Source organism: Pseudotamlana agarivorans, from assembly GCF_001642835.1.
Lineage (GTDB): Bacteria > Bacteroidota > Bacteroidia > Flavobacteriales > Flavobacteriaceae > Pseudotamlana > Pseudotamlana agarivorans.
This window is the reverse complement of record NZ_LXEI01000003.1, coordinates 227,263-249,118: the sequence shown is the minus strand read 5'-3', so window position 1 is coordinate 249,118 and position 21,856 is coordinate 227,263. Positions and strand designations below refer to the sequence as shown.

The following is a 21,856-nucleotide window of genomic DNA, read 5'->3' as shown; positions in this document are numbered from 1 at the left end:
AAATTACAGCAATCAGCTGTTTATAATATATTAATGTGAAACAATGATCATTCTAGATTCACTTAAACCATTCACATCTGTAACCTTCACCAGGTAGGTGCCATTGGTTAGTGATGTCGTATTTAGTATGATGTTCCCCGTTGAATTCCCATTAGTTTGATTCAGAACTAAACGACCATCCAAACTATAAACACCTACTGTACTCACAACCACATCGTTGGTTTTAATATTTAAAATATCTTGTGCAGGCACAGGGAACATTTTTAGATTCTTACCAAAGGCATTTTCTTTTGTGGAAAGCGCAGCACTAAATTCGCCGTAAAAATCAAGTTCGGTTATTGAAGTCCATGCACTTCCACTGCCGTTTGGCTGACCGAAGCCAAGAATTTTAACATACCTTGTACCATAAGCAATTGATGGCAATACGAAACTTTTAAAAGTATTATCGCTACTACTTACTAAATTTCCTGTTCCAAACGGATCGGTAAAATCGGCATCATCGGTTCCTGTTGAAGACACACGAATTTGAAAATCGTAGGTTTTACCATTTACAGAGGCAAAATCAACAATTTCTAAGTCATAGTAAGCTCCTAAATCGATGATAATAAAAGAATCACCTCCTGTTGTTCCATCTGAAGACCAATTAGTCCCTTGATCTTTATCTAAAACATTAACGGCGTAATTAAATTTTGTAGTTCCATTCACCTCTTCCATGGAGAACGAATTCACCACAACACCGTCGGCCCCGTTACCTTGATCATTAATTAGCGTAGCCAAATCGGTTGGTTTTGGAGCGTTTTGTGTAACGGTTAAGGTTCTAACAATATCATCGCCACCAGGATCTTGAGTAAAAGTAACGGTTCCTGTACGACTCGCATCCCCTGTATGTTTAGTAACCGAAACCGTAACCACAGCATCGCCTGCCCCCGCATTGGTATCTATAGTTATCCAAGAATCATTTGAAGCGGCTGTCCAACTTACATTGGCCGTCACATTTACAGTTTCACTGTCGGCTTCATAAGTGAATGGCGCCAAAGTACCCACAAGTAAAGATTCGCTAATAACTATATTACAATCGCCATCGGTAATTTTACCTCCTGCATGGTTTAGAAAACAAGCTCCTATACCATGACCTACCATAGCATCGGTAGTTGGCTCGTAAGCTCCCATATCGGCACCTTTACCTGCAGCTCCCGAAAAGGTGAAAATCTCACCAGAAGGTGTAGCCGTAATTCCTGATTCTAAAGAAAAACCATTTCCTGTATTTCCATCAGATTCACCTAAAGCTGTTCCAGCGTATACATTGCCTGAATACGCTAAACTTTGTCCAATTTCACTATAAGCTGTAGCTGTTTCTCCAACAATAACATCGGTTAAATTGGCATTACCAGAGCTAAAATAAATTAAGTTATTTGCCACCGTTCCTGTATTAGGCTCATCACCCTTATCAATATTGTAAAACAAAGGGGCATTGGTGTTCACAATGGTATTGTTTGAAAGTGTAATGTCTTTCACTTCTTGATAGCCACTTGACGAACTCAACGACGCACAATCATCTACACTAGACTGATCTCCACCTATGAAGGTAATACCATTATTCCATTTAGCTTGATCTAAAACCGTAACACAATCTTGAATATAGTTATTGGTAATACTATGGTCGCTGTCTACAATTCGAATCCCTCCGGTACCATCAACATTTTCACCTAAAAAGTAATTTCCATCTACCGTAGCATTAGAACCATGTCGCAGTACTAAAGAACCTCTGCAACTTCTAAATGTATTGTTGATATAAGAGTTTCCTTTACTTTTATTAGTAATGATTTCGTTTTCACCGTCCGACTTAACAAAGTAATTATTACTAACCAAACAGTTTGCATTTACCATTTGACCACCGCTTACTCCTATACGAATAGTTTCGCTATCACCAGCATTTGTTAAGGTTGGATCAATTTTTTCAAAATTGTAAAAATAGTTATTACTAATCGTATGCCCTACTTCTACACATTGGTCACCACCATTATCAGACATATTATAATAAAGTTCTACAAGGATTAAAGCGCCTGCATTCTTTTTGTTCATAAATGAGCAGTTGATGACGCTGTTATGACTTCCATACAATTTAACCCAGTTGTGTTTTTTACTTTGCCCAACCACTTCATCACTTGGATCTACAATCAAACCATCCATAGCACAATTTTGAAGCGTACTATTATACGCTAAATCACTACTGTCTCTAAATTCAATTACGGCACTTGAGCCATAACCGCCTTTCCAATAGAAACCATCTACAATCACATGATCACCGCTAATACTCAAACGCGCCCCGTTAGTAAATGTTACGCCTCCTGGAGTTTCCGCTCTAAAAATAATTGGATTGTCTTCTGTTCCGTTGGCACCAAAGCGCATACGCCCGGAATTGTCATAAACCCCATTGGCAAGCTCAACAATATCTCCTGGAACCAATGTTGATGATAAACCCCTAATATCTTCGGGATCTGTAATCTTATACACGGTTTGACCAACAACAAACTGTGTTGTTAAAAGAACTAGAAATAATAAATAGAATGTTGTTCGTGATTTTTTCGCGCACGACCGCCTAGTAAATGTAGTTTTCATTACCATTTTAATTTAGTTTTAGTTTTGGTTTTTTACCTGAAAAACCAGATTGGTTTTCCAGATTGGTTCTCCAAATATAAATTAAATTTTACTGAAAAACCAAAAAACCCTTATAAACCCCAACTAAATCAACACTTTTCATTATATTTTAAACCCTAAATCAAGTGCCTTGTAATTATTTTATTACATTAAAACCATAAAAAACTCAATTAAAATAACCGCTACTTTTTTATAACACTTAACGCAAATCAGTTCTCAAACACGGTAACACTATCTTTTTTTAAAGTCATGCTATCGCCTTTACCTCTAAGCTCATAAGTATTGTTTTTATACCAAAACCCAGACCCTGAACGCATTCTCATCACTTCTATGGTTTCACCTTCAAACTCTAAAGTAGCCGTCCCTTGAGTATTGTTAAAAACCATATGTAATTCTTTACCCTGCGCATCTTTGGCAGTACTTTTTACAATTTCATCGGTGGTGCGTTCGGCTGGATGGATCACCTGTTCGGCTTTTGATTGGCTCTCTTTGCAAGAAAACAATACAAGAACTAGAAAAATAGCTACGGAGAATAGATGCTTAATCATAATAATGTTTGTTTTAAGGCCGCTTATTTTCAACGGCTAGGATAAACATTAAAATTAGCGAATTAATATTTAAAAAACGAGTTCTTCCTTTAGGATATGGAAATAACTACTTTTAGAGCCTAAAAATTCACCTAATAGCCGTTAAAACGAATCTGATTCTCATTTAAAAAAGTGTGCAAGCCTAATTGAAATAAGGTACGGGTGATTAAATCTTGAATACTCTTTAATTCGGCTTCTTTCATGGCGAAACTTATTTGCGGATTAGGGGCTTCAAGTAGAACCAATTCACAAGCTTTGTTGTTGGAAGATTTAGCAAGTGTTTTGCTTTTTATTAAAGCCTGTTCGATATTTTTTAAAAATTGAACAAGCTCCATTTTATTTAAAAATAATCCCGTGTTTTTAAATACCAATTGAATTTTATTAAAGTCTTTCGCAGCGGTTCTTTTCCATTGAAAAGCAATGCCGAAATCGTTATAATAAATGGTATTAATATCGTCCACGTTACATTAGTTTAAAATTAAAGTGTAATCAATATCACTAACATACAAGGTCCTCTCAAAAACCTCTATATAAGAGAAATTCAGAAGCTTTTTTAACTCATTAATTTCCTGACGCCTAAACATTAAAACCAAATTAGGCTGCATGGAAGGTATGGGAATTTTACGTCTTACTTTCGCACAAGCATACCGGTGCTCCCAGTAATCTATTTCAATATCCTCTACATAATCCTTAAACTGCTGAAATTCTCCTTCACTAAGCTCCAAATAGATATTATTAAATTCTAAATGATATACCTCACATTGCTTACAAAAAGACAATTCGCCACTTTTTACTTTCGATAAAACTTTTATATGTTCTTTACACATGGCTAAAGGGTTTAGTAACAGTCTGTTTTTATTTGGTTTTTAGCTTGAAACACACTCAAAAACGTATTGAGTTTTGTTATAGCAATGTGCTCTAAAACTTTCATCACGCCCGTTTCCATGGCTACCGAACCACAAATCATAATCACACCTCCATTTTTTAATACACGCGCAATTAAATCGGCCTTTTCAAGCATCAAGTCTTGTACATAGCGTTTCTGACTGTCTTCTTGTGAAAAACCAACATATAATCCCGATAAACGTTTGGCATAAAAAGCTTGATCTACAAAAGGCGCATACATTTTAAAGGACGCATTGGTACGTCCGCCCCAGAACAAATAAGATTTAACATCTTTATTCTTGTCATTATTCATCATCCCAACAAAGGGTGCAATTCCTGTTCCGTTGGAAATCATAATCACTTCTTTGGCTGATTTAGGAAAGTGAAACGCCTTATTTTGATCGATTTGAGCTAGCAGCGTATCTTCAACCTGAAGGTCATTCAAATAATTCGAGCACAGACCAAACTCATGCTTTTTGATACTTAAAACCATATTGTCACCAATTTTTCCAATAGAATATTGACGGGCAACCTTCTCATCTTTTGGATAAATAGACAGCAAATCACCTGAAACAAATGTCGCCTTTTTGGTGGGCTGTAATTCTATGATGAAGGACTGGTCGGAATTCAAATCCGTACGTTTTACAACTCGAAACGGAATCATTTTTTTTCTATTGATTTGTCTTTCGGGTTCCTCAACCTTTAAGTTCAAATTACCAGCTTCACCCCAAGAATTCACCCAACTATTAAACTCGTTAAAGGATTGATTGTTTATTTTATGAAGCGGTAAACTCGGACTAAATTTTGTTTGCACTTGTAACATACGCTCTACTCCAATGGCAAACTCACAAAACCCTTTGTAGGCTAATGATCCAAATCCAACAATCGCATACTGCAAATCGTTATTTTGCTGGGTTATTTTTACCAGTTTTTCAAAATTTCGTGCATTGGTAGGTGGTGCGCCATCACCATAAGTCGCCGTTAAAACAACCAAATGCTGGGCATTTTTATAACTGGTGTACTGATTTAATTCTGAAACAAAAACCGATTTTCCTTCGGCAATCAGGGCATTATAAAGCGATTTGGCAAAACCGAAAGTACTACCCGTTTCCGATCCGATAAGTAGAATGTATTCGGCGCTATCCTTATTATATTTATTCTTGATTTTGATCTTCTTTTTCTTGCGCTTCACAGTCATTGCAAAACCAGAATACATAAAAAATAAAATGGCAAAGCAGGTTACTAACAACACCAAAGACCAACTAATAGATCCTTGTCCTGTATGTAACATCAGACTCAAACTTGAGGCTTCAGAAACTAGACCGTAATCCTGTTCGCTTACAATATTTCCGTTATACTGATTTACATAAATCTCGCCGTCGTTTAGCTTTAGGAAATAATAATCTTCAATATCATCAGAAAAAGGAAACTCAATACGCTTAACATCACTTAAGGTTAAAGTATTAAAAGTATCAAAATCGCTAAGCGGCAATTTGGTAGCATCACTAGGTGTGTCATCATGAAACTGATGTGAGATTTTTTCTTCTGGCAGTAATGAAAACTTTTCCAAAGACAAATAAACACCTGTTAAGGTAATAATGATGATAGGAATAAGTGTATATCGCCCTATGATGATGTGGTAGTATTGATCGAAATCTTCTTTAACCACCTTAGAGAAAAATTTAGTTATACCTCCTTGGCGTTTAACAATTAAAAGCACGCCAGTAACGGCCATTAAGAACAATAGAAATGAAAAAAAACCTACAATAAATCGCCCTGTAGACTTTAAAAATAAAGAGCGGTGTAAATTGGTAGCGAACTTAAATATGGGCTCTTTCTCAATAATATCACCTATTTTTTCAGCTGTAAAAGGGTTGATATAGAAGTCTTCGTTGTTACCTTCATCTGTAAAAACAGAAGCTTGTACGAAATCATTTTGATCAATTTCTACACTTATAACCTCATCATATCTAGACTGAAGCGTAGCAATGGTTTGTGCGACCGAAAGCGACTGGGCCTCTTCTACGGCATAAGGTTTTACCTGGTTTGATATAGGCTCAAAAGCCAAAACAATCCCTGTTAAAGACGCTAATAAGATGAATATTGAAGAAGATATAGCCAAAATAAGATGGCTATATCTCCATATAGAAATGGTCATTTTTTGAAGTTTTATTGAGGCATCATTCGTATATAACGGATAAACCCGTTGCCTTCAAATTTACTTTTTACAGATGCTGAAGTCAATTCAAACTCCACATCATCTTTATAATATTCTTGATTTTCAACAGCCGATTCGAAACGAATTTTATAACCGGCATCAATCTTATCATTATCAATGGCAATCACGTTAATACTACGTCCGCCGCCACTCACCGTAGCGCCAGTAATGGCATCGATATCAGTTCTCACTTTACCGTGAAATTTCCACCATTCGGTAATGTCTGAGTACCACTCATCATCATCACCTTGAACATAAAGTGTTTTAACGTATTCGCCTTTCGGACTTAATAATGAAATGGCTATGTAAGCCCCTTCACCTGTATAATTCTTCATTTGAATCATACATTTATAATTTGTTGAATCGGCAATGCTTTTAAATCCGAAGCATGCAAACAGCATTATAGCAAGTGCTGGTAATATTTTAAAAATCGTGTTTCTACGCATGATTAATTATTGTAAAAAGTTAATATCAGTTTTATTGGTTTGAAGAAACTCATTTTCTTGAGCAAGGTCGAAAACGGTTTCATCAAAATCGGTTTTTTCATTTTTATTAGCCCCAATGCTTAAAAGGTATTTCACCGTTTTTACATCTTTAGCTTGCATCACTGCCTTGTGTAAAGGTGTTAAACCATCGCTATTTTTTGCGTTTACATCGGCGTTAAACTTTGCATGAACTATAGCTAACAGTTCATCTGCATTTCTATTATCTAAAGCGATATGGTAAGCGTTATTCCCATCTTTTTGCGCCTTTTTAACATCTAGACCTTTACTTGTAAGCAGTTCAAGTTTCTCAGAAAAATCAGCTTTATCTCTAGAATTATAACTTTTCAATAAATAATAGCTTAAATTATTTCCTTTTGAATCTACGACATTCACTTGAGCACCTTTATTTAATAGATAAGCTACAACATCGGCATCATTATTTATCGCATATGTTAATGCCGTCTCACCATCTTTATTAGTTTGATTAATGTTTTTAGTTTTCGAACCTAAAAGCGTAATCACTTCTAAAGAATTTCTACCTGAAGCTCTCATCAAGGCATTGTTACCTTCCTTATCGATTTGGTTCACATCAATACCCTTCCCTAAAAAATAGTTTATGGTTTTAATATCTTTATTACCAGAAGCCAGATTAAAAAGAGGTGTTTGTCCTTCTGTATTTGTAATATTCGCCTCTAAGCCTAAACCTTCTAAATATTGAAGGTATTCTAAAGAATTTTGATGTCTTCTAGACCCTCTTGTAGCTAAAAACAAAGCGTTTTCACCTTTTTTATTAAGCGTCTTGTAAGGCACTTTTTTATCTAATAACAAAGCCACCATCTCTTTATTTCCAGATTTAGCAGCATAGTTAAACACACCATTACCATCTTCATCTACATCATTTATAGACAAACCTTTAGCAGTAAAGTAATCTACCAATTCGAAGTTTTTTACATGTGGCATGATTAATAACAGAGCATTAGCACCATGCTCGTTGGTATCGGTTTTAACATCAATACCATTTTTAATACATAAATCGTAAATTTTAGTGTCGGTAACACCAGCCGCAGCTGCAAAAGTTAACACAGAATAATGATGAGCATCGCGCATTTCTAAGTTTGCACCATGATCGATTAAATACGTTAAAAGTTCCAAATTCCCGCTGTTAGAAGCCCAAAACGCATAGGTACGTTTATCGTGCGTTAATTTGTTTACATCATTTCCTTCTTTTGATAAAAGAAATTCGATAACGTTTAACGGCGCTTTAGCAAAAATGGCATAGGTAACGGCATCAAAACCGCCTCCATTTGCTTCTGAAACATCGTTCCCTTCCTTTATTTTTTGTTTAATAACTTCAATAGATGGGTTTCCTTTCCAGAAGTCACGTTCTAAAAACACATTTTTAGACTGTGCTAGCGCCAGGTTTACAAATAGAAGCGCAATAATAAGTAATTTTTGATTTTTCATAGTTGTTATTTAATGAATGATTCTATAACCTCATCAATCTTCTTTTCTTCCGAGTAATCGTCTGAAAACAAATATTTATAAAGTTGTTTATTTTCAACTTTAGCCTCTAGAGCTAAGTTTTTATGACGTGCGTAAACATCGTCCCATTTTCCGCGTACTAAAGCCCATTTGGCTTGATTTTCTTTCCACCAATCGGCAGCAGCCTTACATTTACTATCATCTACTTTTACGTAAGTATTATAGCCCTTTTCTTTTGCCAAAAGCACATCTTTTTTTCCTGCTTCACGGATTATTTTTGAGTTGTCTTGATCGTGAATCCAGCCCGTACTTGTAATTTCATGACGGTTGCCTCTTCCGGTTACGTTGTAATCGCTACGCTTGGTGTATTCGCGTCTTGGTAGCGGGGCATCGGTTTGGTTTTCCCAATAGTTCTTACCGTCTACATGAACCCATGTCGCAGAGCCTTCGTAACGCGGACTATCATCTACTTGATATACTTTTTGTGTCCATTGATCTTTTACTTCAGACTTTGGCTTTGAAACATAGTTCCAAGTATTATCACCATTAAACATATAGAAATCGGTGTTTTCATATAACCAATCTTGACGCCAGTGTTTTACGATATGCGGACTAGAAGGATCACCCACTTGTAATAAATGCTGAATGGAAATTTTGTTTTTACCGTCTTCGATAAGTTGAGCCCACTCTAAACCGCCTGCAATTTTGGTTTCAGATGGCTTGTAAAGCGAGTCTTTACTGTAGTTAAAGGTTTCTGCAAAGTTGAAGGTCACTTCATAACAACCACACATGCTTTTTATAGCTTCAACGTCTTGCTTTTTTTTGCTTTGCGCGTTTCCACTTAAAGAAATGGATAAAAGTACTAATACAAAGGGTACTATTTTTTTCATTGTAACGGTTTGGTTTTTGATCGTCCAAAAATATTAAAAAAAATCATAATCTTATTTAGACTGAATAAAAATAACTTATATATTTGCCGCAAATTTATATAGAATGAGTCTAAATAAAAACAATATCATCATCTTTTTTTCAATAATTTTTAGCGCTTATAGCTTTTCACAAGAGGTAGCTAAAGATTCTACCAAATTGGAAGAACTCGATGAAGTCGTTATTACAGGACAATACAATCCCCAATCGGTCGATAAATCCATTTTTGAAGTAAAAGTGATTAACCGAAAAGAAATCGAGCAACGTGCTGCCATAAACCTATCGGATTTACTAAATCAAACCTTAAATATTAATATCATCCCAAACGCATCAACCGGAAAAACAGGCGTAAGCCTATTCGGTTTAGATGCCCAATATTTCAAAATCCTTATCGATAATGTGCCTATTATAAATGAAGAAGGGGTTGGAAACAATGTAGACCTCACCCTAATCAACTTAGATGACACACAAAGTGTAGAAATTATTGAAGGAGCTATGGGTGTGCAATACGGTGCCAATGCTGTTTCTGGTGTGATTAATATCATCACTAAAAAATCCATTCGCGAAAAAACCCGAATTCAAGTGTACGCTCAGGAAGAAACCGTTGGTGATGAGTACGAGTGGTTTGATAAAGGCCGTCACATCCAGTCCCTTAATTTAAGTCATAATTTCACAGAAGACATTTTTGGAAGCGCCGTATATACTAGAAATGATTTTGCTGGTGTTTGGGGCGATAAACAGGGTGAAGTTTACGATAAAAATGATGGTTTACGCGGCCACGAATGGCTACCCAAGCTACAAAACAATGCTAAAATTCTACTTAATTACAAAAAAGGGCAATTCAACATTTTTTACAAATTCGACTATTTTAACGAAGTTATAAACGAATACAATAGTACGGTAGACCCTAATGAAAATACCGCTACAGACACTAGCGATCCTTTAGCCTTAGACCAAACGTTTTTTAACAACCGTTTTATTCATCATTTAAATTCCAATGGCTTACTTGGAAAGCACGTTAATTACAACATTTCAGTATCGTATCAAGAACAAGTTAAAGACCTTGAAACCTACACTTATCGCATTCGAGAAGATGAAAAACTGAACATACAACGTGGTGAATATTTAAGCAGACAAGCCTTTTTCTCCCGCGGTACCTTCAGTAACCTCATACAAACAAATCAATTTAATTTACAAGCAGGTTACGAACTTACTAACGAAAGTGGTTACGGTTCTCCATTAGCCATCACCGTGAACACAGATGAAAACGAAGCTAAACAACGCTTAGATAATTATGATTTTTTTGCTTCTTCGGAAATAGAACTTTCAGAACGTTTTTCATTACGCCCAGGAGCACGTGTATCGTTCACTAATTTGTTTGACGACCAATATGTGTTTTCATTAAGTTCCAAATACCTATTTAATAAAGGTATAGAGCTTCGAGGCGTTTTAGGATCGTCAAACCGAACACCAAACTACGATGAGCTTTACACCTATTTTGTAGATGTAAATCACAATGTGCAAGGAAATCCCGATTTAAATCCTGAAAATGGTTTATCGGCCTTTCTGCACTTAAAAAAAATCACTGCACTTTCAAATAACAGTAGGCTAAAAAATAAAATTACCGCGTCATATTTAAGTGTTCAAGACCGTATTGAACTCACCATTGTCGAACAAAGTCCACTATCCTACCAATACCAAAATATTGATTCTTACAAAGCTATAGGGATAACTTCAGAAAACACATATCAAATAAACCGACTTAATGTGCGACTGGGTGCTTCTGTTTTAGGGATTTCAAAAATTTTAGACAGTCATGCTACGCCCCTTGATGATTTCCTTTACAGTTTTCAAATAAACAGTACAATAAATTACCTCATTCCAAAATGGAACGCTTCTGCAGCCCTATATTTTAAGCATACAGGCAGACAACACCAATTCGTGGAACGCACAAACGATCAAGGCGATCAAGAGTTCCAAAAAGGAACAACCGAAGCATACGATTGGTTAGATGCCACTTTTAAAAAATCATTTTTAGACAAAAAATTAGAAACCACTTTAGGCGTAAAAAACCTATTCGATATTTCGAGTATAGAAACTGATGCCTTTTCAGGAGGAGCGCACGATGCTGCTCCCGAATTTATTCCACTTGCCTACGGCCGATCATTCTTCTTAAAACTAGCCTACAATTTAAACCTTTAAACCAATGAAACGACCACCGAAAATATACGCCTTATTAATGTGCTTAGGCTTGGCTTTAAACCTAAGTTCTTGTAGTGAGGACACTACTTTAGATAGCGACCCATTTGTTGTGGCTTTTGGATCCATATCCAAGAACCTAACAGACATGCAACGTACCAATGACAATGCTATCCCTTTGATTTACTCGGAAGAAGCCATAGAAAATGGCACGCTAAGAATCCAAATAGAAGCGAAAAATGCGATTTATGGTACAGATTTTACAACCATTCCTGAAGCTGAAAACAATCAAATTAACTTACAAATCAATGCTGGAGATTCTGAAAATGCCATTCAATTTAAAACTTTAAACAGTAGCTTAGATGAAACGACCGAGATTAAATTCAGTATCTCAAATATCGAATATACCGCAAGCCGCATCCAAGGTTACTCGACGTTTACCATTAACAGTTCTGCCGCTCAAGGCGGAAGTCTAAGTCCTCAAGTTGGCGGTCCTAACCAAAAAAATCAAGTATATATCGATTTAAGTAGCCAGAGTGAAACAACAGCACCACGAGACTCTTGGGATTTAGGATTTTACAATGGCAACCGATTTAGAGTCACTATAAACGGATCCATTTATATGGCTACAAAAGCATTAGAAGCCACCGATATTGATAAGGTGACTGAAGCTGATATTAAAACAATGCAAAGAGAGGTGGCCGTAGGCACTTTTAATCCTGATAACGCCGCTTACGTTGATGCACCAAATGGTGATATTCTAGAAACGGCCATTGCCGAAATTTCAGAAAACGATAATGAAAACCCGGTGTACCTGGTTAATCTAGGCTACGAAGTTGGGGCGGAAGAAGCCACTGTTGGCTCTACTACGATCGCTGGAAATGCGAGGGGCTGGAAAAAAATTAGAATACTAAGACAAAACGATGGCTACCTATTACAATATGCTAATGTAAACGAAACAACACATCAGGAAATCAGTATTTCAAAAAATGCAAATTACAACTTCAATCATTTTAGTTTCAACACCAATACCATAGTATCGGTAGAACCTGAAAAAGACAAATGGGATTTGTGTTTTACGGTATTTACTAACATCCTTGAAGACGCTGGAAGCTATGGCTTTTCAGACTATGTGATTCATAATAACAAAAGCGATGTTACAGCTTACAAGGTCGAGGCTACCAATCTGTCTTATGACGACTTCAATTTGAGCCATGTAAATTCTTCTTTATTTTCTAAAGATCAAACTGCCATTGGGAGCAACTGGCGTGATGTTTTTGAACGTACCGTTTTTGCTGATAAATTCTACATCCTAAAAGACGCCAACGGAAACATCTACAAAATTAAATTTTTAGCCATGACAAACAGTAACGGCGATCGTGGCTACCCCGAATTTGAATATAATCTTTTACAATAACCATTTATAAATCCTAAAAAAAGAACCACTATGACATCAAAATTACAATTATTATTAGCGTTATTCTGTGTCTGTTTATCAACACAAGCACAAGAAAAAACAGTAAATCTAAGTATGGGTGCAGATTATGCCAACCAAATATTCTATAAATTAAACACCGAATCTGCAACAGCTTTTGCTAAAGATTCATGGGATTTAGCATTTTTAAGAACGAGTGCACGAAATATGGGCGTTCGAGTTAATGAGGGCCGTGGTATTTCGGTTTTTGAAGCCTCAAACGATATAAACAACTGGGCATCAATTGATGTTTCTAACGAAAGTAATTGGACCGCTTTACACAATTCGGAAACAGCATGGACATTAGGGGCTATAGATCAAGGATCTGCTTCCTTCGGATGGGGTGAATACAACCCTGCAAACCACCATGTTACGGGCTCTATTATATTTGTTTTAAAATACGCCGATGGTACTTACAGAAAACTAATTATTGAAGATTATTACGGTGCTTATACCATTAAATTCTCAACATGGAATGCGGGAACATCCACTTGGGGAGCAGACCAATCCGCTACTATAGTCAATACGAATAACCCAAACAACACGTATAACTACTACTCTTTGGAAAATGCTAATGAAGTGGTAGCCGAACCAGCAACAGCCGATTGGGATTTTGTTTTCACCAAATATGCTACCGATTACTATGGTGATGGCACTACATATTACCCTGTAACAGGCGTTTTACAAAATACTACGGTTAGCGTTGCTAAAAACGACGAGCCTACTAAGGCAAGTAACCCAAGCCTAACTTACAGCGACGATATTAATACTATTGGTTATGATTGGAAAAGTCTGAATGCCTCTTATACTTACGACACCAATACAAACCAAGCGTACTATGTGAAATATGCAAATGGTACTGTATACAGAATGTATTTCACAGCTTTTGGCGGAGGAAGTACTGGAGATATCCAATTTAAATTTGAAGATGTCACTTCAACTTTAGATATTAATAACGTCTCAGAACAAGTAGCCTTTGGTATTTACCCAAATCCTTCTACAGACAAACTGGTAAATCTAGTATACGATGTGAATCAATTAAGTAGTAGCAATAACACCATCGCTATTTTCAACACGGCAGGACAAAAAGTACTTGAAACCACATTGGACAGTCAAGCTGGTTTTTATAACAAAACCTTAGATTTAACGGCTTTAAACAGTGGAATCTATGTATTGCAATTTACATCGGGAACAACATCATTAACCAAAAAATTGGTGCTTAATTAAGCTATTATCAACTACAATAGTTTCTCTTCAAAAAGTCTGGCTTCATCGCTGGGCTTTTTGTTTTTATGAAACTTGAAGAGGTCTTGTGAATACAGAGTTTTATGTTTACTTAAAAAGACCTTTCAGGTTTTAAAAACCTGAAAGGTCTGTATAACATGCGATATTTGATAGTCTGAAGTTTTTTATATTTCCTGATTTTGATAATAAGAAATTTTAGTTAAAAAGATCCACACCAATTTTTATAAACACAACAATTAGGATTGATCCCCGAAATTTGCAGGTCTTAAAGAAGATAATTTAAAGCATAAAAAAAGCCTCATCTTATAAAAGATGAGGCTTTGTACTGAAGACGGGACTTGAACCCGTACGTCCTAATGGACATTGGATTTTAAGTCCAACGTGTCTACCAATTCCACCACTTCAGCATTGGAATATTTTTAAGAAAGTTTCAGAGCGAAAGACGGGATTTGAACCCGCGACCCTCACCTTGGCAAGGTGATGCTCTACCCCTGAGCTACTTTCGCAGTCTTTTTATGAACGAGCAACATTGCTATTGCGGGTGCAAATTTAACACTTTTAAACAAATACCAAAGCCTTTTTTAAAAATTTTTCAAATTATTTTTAAGCCTGCTTTTTCTTTACCAGCATTCTTTTAATTTCATTTAATTTCATAAGCGCTTCTACCGGTGTAAGTGTATCAATATCAGTTTCTAAAATTTCTTCCTTGATATTTTCCAATAATGGGTCGTCTAAATTGAAAAAACTGAGCTGCATATCATCATCTATCGATTTCACTTTATCGGTAAGTTCCTCACTAGAATGTGACTTCTCTAACTTCTTTAAAATTTTGTTCGCACGATGTAAAACTTGCTGTGGCATGCCGGCCATTTTAGCCACATGAATACCAAAACTATGCTCGCTACCACCTTCAACCAGTTTTCTTAAAAAAAGCACATTATCCTTTAACTCCTTTACCGATACATTAAAGTTTTTTATACGCCCAAAGGTTTCACACATTTCATTAAGTTCATGATAATGCGTAGCAAAGAGTGTTTTAGGCTTTGCCGGATGTTCATGTAAATATTCGCTAATGGCCCAAGCGATGGAAATCCCATCGTAAGTACTGGTACCACGACCAATTTCGTCGAGCAGTACCAAACTACGATTGGATATATTATTAAGGATAGAAGCCGTTTCATTCATTTCCACCATGAATGTCGATTCTCCCATAGAAATATTATCACTAGCCCCCACACGCGTAAAAATCTTATCGACCACTCCAATTTTCGCCGCTTTTGCAGGTACAAAACTTCCTATTTGAGCCAATAACACAATAAGTGCTGTTTGTCTTAATATCGCCGATTTACCCGACATATTAGGTCCGGTTATCATTATAATTTGCTGCGATTCGCGATCTAGAAAAACGTTATTCGCGATATAAGCTTCCCCAATAGGCAATTGTTTTTCAATAACAGGGTGACGCCCATCGGTAATCTCTAAATCATAAGAGGTATCAATGGTGGGGTAAATGTAATTATTGTCTTTTGCCAATTGTGAAAATCCGCATAAACAATCCAGTTGCCCAACCAAATACGCATTTTGCTGCACTGGTTTAATGTATTGATTCATCCAAACAACTAAATCGGAAAACAACTGTTGTTCTATAGCTTGTATGCGGTCTTCAGCACCTAGAATTTTAGCTTCGTACTCTTTAAGTTCTTCGGTAATATACCGTTCGGCATTCACTAAAGTTTGCTTCCTAATCCACTCGGCTGGTACTTTATCTTTATGCGTGTTTCTAACTTCAATATAGTAGCCAAACACATTGTTCGAGGCAATTTTTAAGGAGGTTATGCCAGTACGTTCGCTTTCACGCTCTAGCATGGCATCTAAATAATCTTTCCCTGATTTAGACAAATTTCGAAGCTCGTCCAACTCTTCAGAAAAACCATCTGCAATGGTACGCCCTTTCAATAAATTTACCGGAGCCTCTTCATTTAAAGTCTTTTTAATTTTATCTCGAAGCACATCACAGCTCTGCAAGGTATCTCCAATAATTTTCAAGGATTCGTTATCGCAGTCAGACGCCAACGTCTTTATAGGCACAATCGCTTCAAGTGAATTTTTAAGTTGAATAACCTCACGCGGATTCACCTTACCAGTAGCAATTTTAGAAATTAAGCGCTCTAAATCGCCAATATGTTTAATGTGATTTTGAATTTTTTGAAGCACGCCGTCTTCCTTAGTTAGAAAACGAACCACCTCATGCCTGCTTTTAATCTTCTCAATATTTTTTAAAGGCAAGGCCAACCAACGCTTAAGTAGCCTTCCGCCCATAGGGGAAATGGTTTTATCAATGACATTTAAAAGGGTTACCGCGTTATTGTTGGTGGAGTTGTATAGCTCTAAATTTCTAATGGTAAAACGATCCATCCATACATAATCATCTTCCGCGATACGCGATATCGACGTGATATGCTGCAACTTTTTGTGCTGGGTTTCTCCTAAATAATGTAAAATTGAGCCCGAAGCGATAATCCCTTCATGCAGCTCTTCGACACCAAAGCCTTTAAGCGTTTTCGTATCAAAATGTTTTATTAGGGTTTCGTAGGCATAATCGCTTTGATAGACCCAGTCTTCTAAATAAAACGTATGAAAATCGTTTCCAAAGGTCTCGGCAAATAAACTGCGTTTTTGCTTGGAGACTAAAACCTCACTCGGACTAAAATTTTGAAGCAGTTTATCGATATACTCGGCATTCCCTTGTGAGGTTAAAAATTCACCCGTAGAAATATCTAAAAATGAAACGCCTATATGCTTTTTATCAAAATAAACCGAACATAAAAAGTTATTCGATTTCGATACTAAAACCTCATCATTAAGGGCCACACCTGGTGTAACCAGTTCGGTAACACCACGTTTTACAATGGATTTTGTTTGCTTTGGGTCTTCCAACTGATCGCAAATAGCCACACGCTCACCAGCCTTTACTAATTTAGGTAAATAGGTATTTAAGGAGTGGTGCGGAAAACCTGCTAAAGCGGTTTCACTCTCGCTACCTGCCCCACGCTTGGTTAAAATAATACCTAAAATTCCAGCCGTTTTCACAGCATCAGAACCAAAAGTTTCATAAAAATCGCCCACACGAAACAACAATAAAGCATCGGGATACTTTGCTTTAATCGCATTGTACTGTTTCATTAACGGGGTTTCTTTTTTGGCTTTTTTCATCTTGATTTTTTTCATTTCCGTGAAAACGGAAATCTCAATGGTAAATGATTTTTATATATTATTTTTGCGCAAATTACAAGTTTGCTAATGTAACGTTAATTTGATTTTTTTTGAAATCGAAGCATTACAAGTTATTTACAATTAAAAATAGATGTCAACAAATAAGATAACACCCTGCATACATCCGGTTTTAAGTCAGTTATCTTGTTAAACTATAGCATTTTCGCTTTCGCGGAAGAAGAAAAAGATAAAACAATGCGCAAATTAAAAAATAGTGAATTAGACCGTTTGAGTGTCGAGGACTTCAAAGAGGCTAAAAAAACACCAATTATCATTATTCTGGACAACATACGAAGCTTAAACAATATCGGTTCGGTATTTCGTACCAGCGACGCCTTTTTAATTGAAAAAATTTACCTCTGCGGCATTACGGCAAAACCACCTCATAAAGATATTCATAAAACCGCACTGGGCAGCACGGAAACCGTAGCTTGGGAATATGTTGAAAACACCATCGATTTAATTGAAAAACTGAAAGTTGAAGGCATCAAAATCGCTTCGATAGAGCAGGCTGAAAACGCCACCATGTTAAATGATTTCACTGTTGAAACCAACACCAAATACGCGCTTGTTTTTGGAAATGAAGTTAAAGGTGTTTCCCAAGAGGTAGTCTCAGCTAGTGATGCTATAATTGAAATTCCGCAGTTTGGAACTAAACATTCTTTAAATATATCGGTGAGTTGTGGTGTTGTGGTATGGGATATTTTTAGTAAGCTGAAAGCATTGTAGTGACTAAAAAAAACAAACAACCCTGGCCCACGAAAGCCGTAATGGATCAAATTTACGAACGTCATCTTTGGGGTGGAAACGACCATGATTTTTACTCTGGTTCTGGATCCCATGATCCCGAAATCACCATACCTTATTTAAATGCAGTCACCCATTTTTTTAAAACCCACGATAACAATTTAATCGTTTGCGACTTAGGCTGTGGCGATTTCAATATCGGCAAACAACTTTTACCTTTTACAAAGTACTATAACGCTATTGATATTGTTGAAAACCTCATCAACAGAAACAAAAAGCTTTACCCTTCAGAAAAAGTAAGTTTTCAATGTTTAGACATTTCAAAAGATGAATTACCTCCTGCCGATTGTATCATCCTAAGGCAAGTTTTGCAACACCTATCCAATGCTGAAATTCAGAATATTCTAAAAAAACTATACGACTACAAATACATCATTCTAACCGAACACTTGCCATCAGGAAATTTCACCCCAAATACAGACATCATTTCTGGACAGGGCATTCGAATCAAGAAAAACAGTGGTGTTGATATTTTGGCAGCTCCTTTTCATTTTAAAGTTAAAGAAATCAAACTCCTTGGTAAACAAATTTTAAATGATGGCAAGGGATGCCTTGTTACGATGCTTTTTACTTTGTTTTAAAATTAAAACCTAACCTATTGTCTTATTTTAATAAGCAATGGACATCATCAATAATATAAAATCAAATAGTTCCATATTTTAAATTTATAATTATAAGAATTTTCTTTAGTTTTAGGAGTTTAAATTAAAAAATGGGAAATAATAAGTTAATGGATTTTCATCGCTTTTTAGATGAAGCAGGTGACACTACATTTTATGGAAAAGGAAAGAAAAACATTATTGGTGAAAATGGTGTTTCAAAAGTATTTATTCTTGGCATGATAAAGGTAAAAGATCCATTAGATGAAGTCCGTGATAAAATAAACCAACTTCAACAAAAAATTATTAGTGACGAGTTTTATCACGTACCAAGCGTATTGAAGAAAATTAATAAAACCGGTTATTATCTTCATGCAACGGATGATTTACCCGAAGTTAGAAAAGAAATGTTTGATTTAATGAAAACAATAAACTGTAGCTTTGAAGCTGTGGTTGGCAGAAAGGACATCGAGCGATATGAAACAAAACATAAAGGAAAGGAAGAATATTTTTATGCAGACTTACTATCACATCTACTAAAAAATAAACTTTCAAAACATGACAAACTTGTTATGCATATTTCGGAACGTGGAAAAAGCACAAAAAATCATAATTTAGAATTAGCATTTCTCAAAGCCAAACAAAGGTTCTCTAGAATTAACGGTAACAAGGAATCAAAAACCAAAGTTGTTTTTAATGTGAATTACCCAACAAAAGACCCTTTATTAAATTTAGCAGATTACTTTTGCTGGTCTATTCAGCGCGTTTTTGAAAGAGGAGAAATCCGATATTATAATCATATCAAAGACCAAATAAAATTGGTAATTGATTTATACGACACTGAAAAATATGATGGATGGAAAAATTATTATGACAACCGCAAAAACCCCTTAACCTCTAAAAATAAAATAAGCCCACTAAAACACTAATTTTAAATTAAATTTAAAATAACGACATGGAGTCGACTTTCGTGTTTTGCAGACTTAACTAGTACAAATATACAATATTACTGTGAATTACTAAAAAATGTATTTCACTATAACCTACAAATTTCCTCCAAAACCCACAAATAATCCGATCGGTTTTCAACAAAATCCCGATGAGACACATCTATTATTTTCACGTTAAAATCGGTTTGAGTTTTTAAAAACTCCAGGTAGCCCGCATTTATTTTTTCCAAATAAGCATTTTCGATATTTTGCTCGTACTCACGGCCACGTTTTTTGATGTTTTGTTGTAAACGCTCGGTGTTTTGATGTAAATACACATACAAATCAGGCTTTCGAAGCTCTTTATACATCAAATAAAACAGTTTTCGGTAAAGGTTAAACTCGTCTTCCTGCAAAGTGATTTTAGAAAAAATAAGGGATTTAAACACATCGTAATCACTTACGATAAAATCTTTAAATAAATCGAGCTGCGCTAAATCGTCTGAAATCTGCTGGTAACGGTCGGCCAAAAAAGACATCTCTAATGTAAAGGCATAGCGAGTCGCATCTTCATAAAATTTAGGCAAGAAAGGATTATCGGCAAAACGCTCTAAAACTAACTTGGCATTAAAATCTTCCGATATTTTGGTGGCTAAACTAGTTTTTCCCGAGCCAATATTTCCTTCAATAGCAATGTAATCGTATTTCGAAATTGGATACGCTTTACTCGGGTTTTTCAACCAAATATTTAAAGGCTCTAAAACCGAATCATCATCACAAAGCTGTAACAATTCCGAAATCTCTTTATGCAATACAGGATGCAACACTTTAGGCGCGATATCGTTTAAAGGCAACAACACAAACTTGCGTTTTTGCATTTCTGGATGTGGTATTTGCAATTTCTCGGTTTGTATTATTTCAGCTTCAGCTAAAACAATATCCAAATCAATTACCCGTGCTTCATAACCACTTTTCTGAGTTCGCACACGACCTAGCGACATTTCAATACCTAACAGTAAGTCTAAAACCTTTTCTGGACTAAATTCACTTTGTAACACCAAACAGCAGTTTAAAAAATCTTCACTTTCAAATCCAAAAGCTGGTGATTGATAAACCTTAGAAATCGATAAAACATGTCCGATTTGCAAAAAAATAGCCTGTACAGCATCTTGCAAATTATTGAACTTATCGCCTTTATTACTACCTAAAGCAATATAATATGTCGTTGATTTTAGCATAGAATCGACAAAATAACTAAAACAAATTTTAATCCTTTATATTTACAACAGCTATTTATTCACAATTGCCTTATGACTTTAAGAGATAAACTTGCCGCCCAACGTATTTACTTGCTTTTAGGTGGCCTGTTTATAACCTCCTTAGTCGTTTCCAATCTAATTTTTCAGAAATTTTTCTATTGGTATCCTATTGACATTGAGTTTTTCGATACCAAATTATTTGAAATATCGGTAGGCGTTTTACCCTACCCGATTACCTTTCTTATCACCGATTTAATTAGTGAAATTTATGGTAAAAAGCGTGCAAACGACGTTGTGGTAGTTGGTATTTTCGCTTCTCTTTTTTCGCTTTTAATCATTCATGTATCCAGCTTGGTACCAGCGACTTCATGGTCTTACGTAGATGACAAAATGTTTGACACCGTATTTGGCAATACTTCTATCGCAGTTTTTGCCAGTATGATCACTTATTTGTTCGCCCAGTTTATAGACATTCAAATTTATCACTTTTGGAAACGCCTCACTTTTGGACGGTATTTATGGTTACGAAATAACTTTTCCACTTGGTTTTCGCAGTTTATAGACACCTTTACCATCGTTTTTTTACTTTGCTCTTTTGGTATTATCGAATGGCAAAATTTCAAAGGCTTAGTGCTTAGTGGTTTTCTTTTTAAAGTGATTATTGCTGCTTGCGACACTCCTTTTTTATACTTTGGCGTTTACCTGTTTAGAAAACGTTTCCGACTAAAAGTAAATCAAGAAATCGATTTACTGTAAACCTAGGCGGCCTTATCTACACAATTGGTAATTGCGTTAACTTTTAATGGTAATAAGTCTATTTACACTTACG

17 protein-coding genes and 2 tRNA genes are annotated in these 21,856 nt (G+C 35.8%); 7 read left to right on the top strand and 12 right to left on the bottom strand.

Translation table 11 applies throughout. The features are described from left to right. Positions 1 to 30: 30 nt before the first annotated feature. The 8 genes from A6I66_RS06885 to A6I66_RS06850 all read right to left on the bottom strand — a co-directional run bounded on the left by A6I66_RS06885 (position 31) and on the right by A6I66_RS06850 (position 9,205). Complete coding sequence (locus tag A6I66_RS06885) at positions 31 to 2,619, bottom strand: chondroitinase-B domain-containing protein (RefSeq protein WP_067147088.1); 2,589 nt, start codon at positions 2,617 to 2,619, stop codon at positions 31 to 33. A 248-nt stretch (positions 2,620 to 2,867) separates the two neighbouring features. After that, entirely contained in the window at positions 2,868 to 3,206 is a 339-nt protein-coding gene (locus tag A6I66_RS06880; protein ID WP_067146992.1) for an MliC family protein, read from the bottom strand. A 131-nt stretch (positions 3,207 to 3,337) separates the two neighbouring features. Next, entirely contained in the window at positions 3,338 to 3,706 is a 369-nt protein-coding gene (locus A6I66_RS06875) for a hypothetical protein (protein WP_067146990.1), read from the bottom strand. A 6-nt stretch (positions 3,707 to 3,712) separates the two neighbouring features. Beyond that, positions 3,713 to 4,072, bottom strand: coding sequence for a DUF6686 family protein (locus tag A6I66_RS06870; protein ID WP_082935939.1), 360 nt, complete (start codon positions 4,070 to 4,072; stop codon positions 3,713 to 3,715). An 11-nt stretch (positions 4,073 to 4,083) separates the two neighbouring features. Further along, the gene (locus A6I66_RS06865) at positions 4,084 to 6,288 is read right to left on the bottom strand and encodes a PepSY domain-containing protein (RefSeq protein ID WP_211267540.1); all 2,205 of its coding nucleotides are present in this window, start codon (positions 6,286 to 6,288) and stop codon (positions 4,084 to 4,086) included. Between the two features lie 11 nt (positions 6,289 to 6,299). Beyond that, positions 6,300 to 6,794 (bottom strand): DUF2271 domain-containing protein, encoded by a 495-nt coding sequence (locus tag A6I66_RS06860; RefSeq protein WP_067146988.1) that lies wholly within the window; start codon positions 6,792 to 6,794, stop codon positions 6,300 to 6,302. 6 nt (positions 6,795 to 6,800) lie between these two features. Continuing rightward, positions 6,801 to 8,297 carry an ankyrin repeat domain-containing protein gene (locus A6I66_RS06855; RefSeq protein WP_067146986.1) on the bottom strand — a complete coding sequence of 499 codons (1,497 nt, stop codon included), beginning with the start codon at positions 8,295 to 8,297 and terminating at the stop codon, positions 6,801 to 6,803. A 5-nt stretch (positions 8,298 to 8,302) separates the two neighbouring features. Continuing rightward, positions 8,303 to 9,205, bottom strand: a complete 903-nt coding sequence (locus A6I66_RS06850) for a DUF6607 family protein (RefSeq protein WP_067146984.1) — start codon at positions 9,203 to 9,205, stop codon at positions 8,303 to 8,305. 103 nt (positions 9,206 to 9,308) lie between these two features. Between A6I66_RS06850 and A6I66_RS06845 the strand changes: the two genes are divergently transcribed. Genes A6I66_RS06845 through A6I66_RS06835 form a run of 3 tightly spaced genes read left to right on the top strand, consistent with a single transcriptional unit; the run spans position 9,309 to position 14,142 of the window. Then, positions 9,309 to 11,444 carry a TonB-dependent receptor plug domain-containing protein gene (locus tag A6I66_RS06845; protein WP_067146982.1) on the top strand — a complete coding sequence of 712 codons (2,136 nt, stop codon included), beginning with the start codon at positions 9,309 to 9,311 and terminating at the stop codon, positions 11,442 to 11,444. A gap of 4 nt (positions 11,445 to 11,448) precedes the next feature. Beyond that, on the top strand, positions 11,449 to 12,858 hold the full coding sequence (locus tag A6I66_RS06840; RefSeq protein WP_067146980.1) for an HmuY family protein: 1,410 nt from the start codon (positions 11,449 to 11,451) through the stop codon (positions 12,856 to 12,858). A gap of 30 nt (positions 12,859 to 12,888) precedes the next feature. After that, entirely contained in the window at positions 12,889 to 14,142 is a 1,254-nt protein-coding gene (locus tag A6I66_RS06835) for a T9SS type A sorting domain-containing protein (protein WP_067146978.1), read from the top strand. 341 nt (positions 14,143 to 14,483) lie between these two features. Here the strand turns inward: A6I66_RS06835 and A6I66_RS06830 are convergent. From A6I66_RS06830 to mutS, 3 genes are all read right to left on the bottom strand, one after another. Continuing rightward, positions 14,484 to 14,567: transfer RNA gene (locus A6I66_RS06830), tRNA-Leu, on the bottom strand. Between the two features lie 27 nt (positions 14,568 to 14,594). Further along, positions 14,595 to 14,666, bottom strand: a tRNA-Gly gene (locus tag A6I66_RS06825). Between the two features lie 97 nt (positions 14,667 to 14,763). Beyond that, entirely contained in the window at positions 14,764 to 17,373 is a 2,610-nt protein-coding gene (gene mutS / locus A6I66_RS06820; protein ID WP_067146976.1) for a DNA mismatch repair protein MutS, read from the bottom strand. Positions 17,374 to 17,628: 255 nt separating this feature from the next. On the opposite strand from mutS, the gene A6I66_RS06815 reads away from it, so the two are divergent. The 3 genes from A6I66_RS06815 (at position 17,629) to A6I66_RS06805 (ending at position 19,768) form a co-directional block, all read left to right on the top strand. Further along, complete coding sequence (locus tag A6I66_RS06815; RefSeq protein WP_067147082.1) at positions 17,629 to 18,162, top strand: RNA methyltransferase; 534 nt, start codon at positions 17,629 to 17,631, stop codon at positions 18,160 to 18,162. 41 nt (positions 18,163 to 18,203) lie between these two features. Continuing rightward, positions 18,204 to 18,821, top strand: coding sequence for a class I SAM-dependent methyltransferase (locus A6I66_RS06810; protein WP_157614119.1), 618 nt, complete (start codon positions 18,204 to 18,206; stop codon positions 18,819 to 18,821). A gap of 131 nt (positions 18,822 to 18,952) precedes the next feature. After that, the gene (locus A6I66_RS06805; protein WP_067146972.1) at positions 18,953 to 19,768 is read left to right on the top strand and encodes a DUF3800 domain-containing protein; all 816 of its coding nucleotides are present in this window, start codon (positions 18,953 to 18,955) and stop codon (positions 19,766 to 19,768) included. A gap of 107 nt (positions 19,769 to 19,875) precedes the next feature. Here the strand turns inward: A6I66_RS06805 and folK are convergent, their stop codons facing one another. Then, positions 19,876 to 21,006, bottom strand: coding sequence for a 2-amino-4-hydroxy-6-hydroxymethyldihydropteridine diphosphokinase (folK, locus tag A6I66_RS06800; RefSeq protein ID WP_067146970.1), 1,131 nt, complete (start codon positions 21,004 to 21,006; stop codon positions 19,876 to 19,878). A gap of 72 nt (positions 21,007 to 21,078) precedes the next feature. Between folK and A6I66_RS06795 the strand changes: the two genes are divergently transcribed. Next, positions 21,079 to 21,783, top strand: a complete 705-nt coding sequence (locus tag A6I66_RS06795; RefSeq protein ID WP_067146968.1) for a queuosine precursor transporter — start codon at positions 21,079 to 21,081, stop codon at positions 21,781 to 21,783. The last annotated feature ends 73 nt before the right edge of the window (positions 21,784 to 21,856 follow it).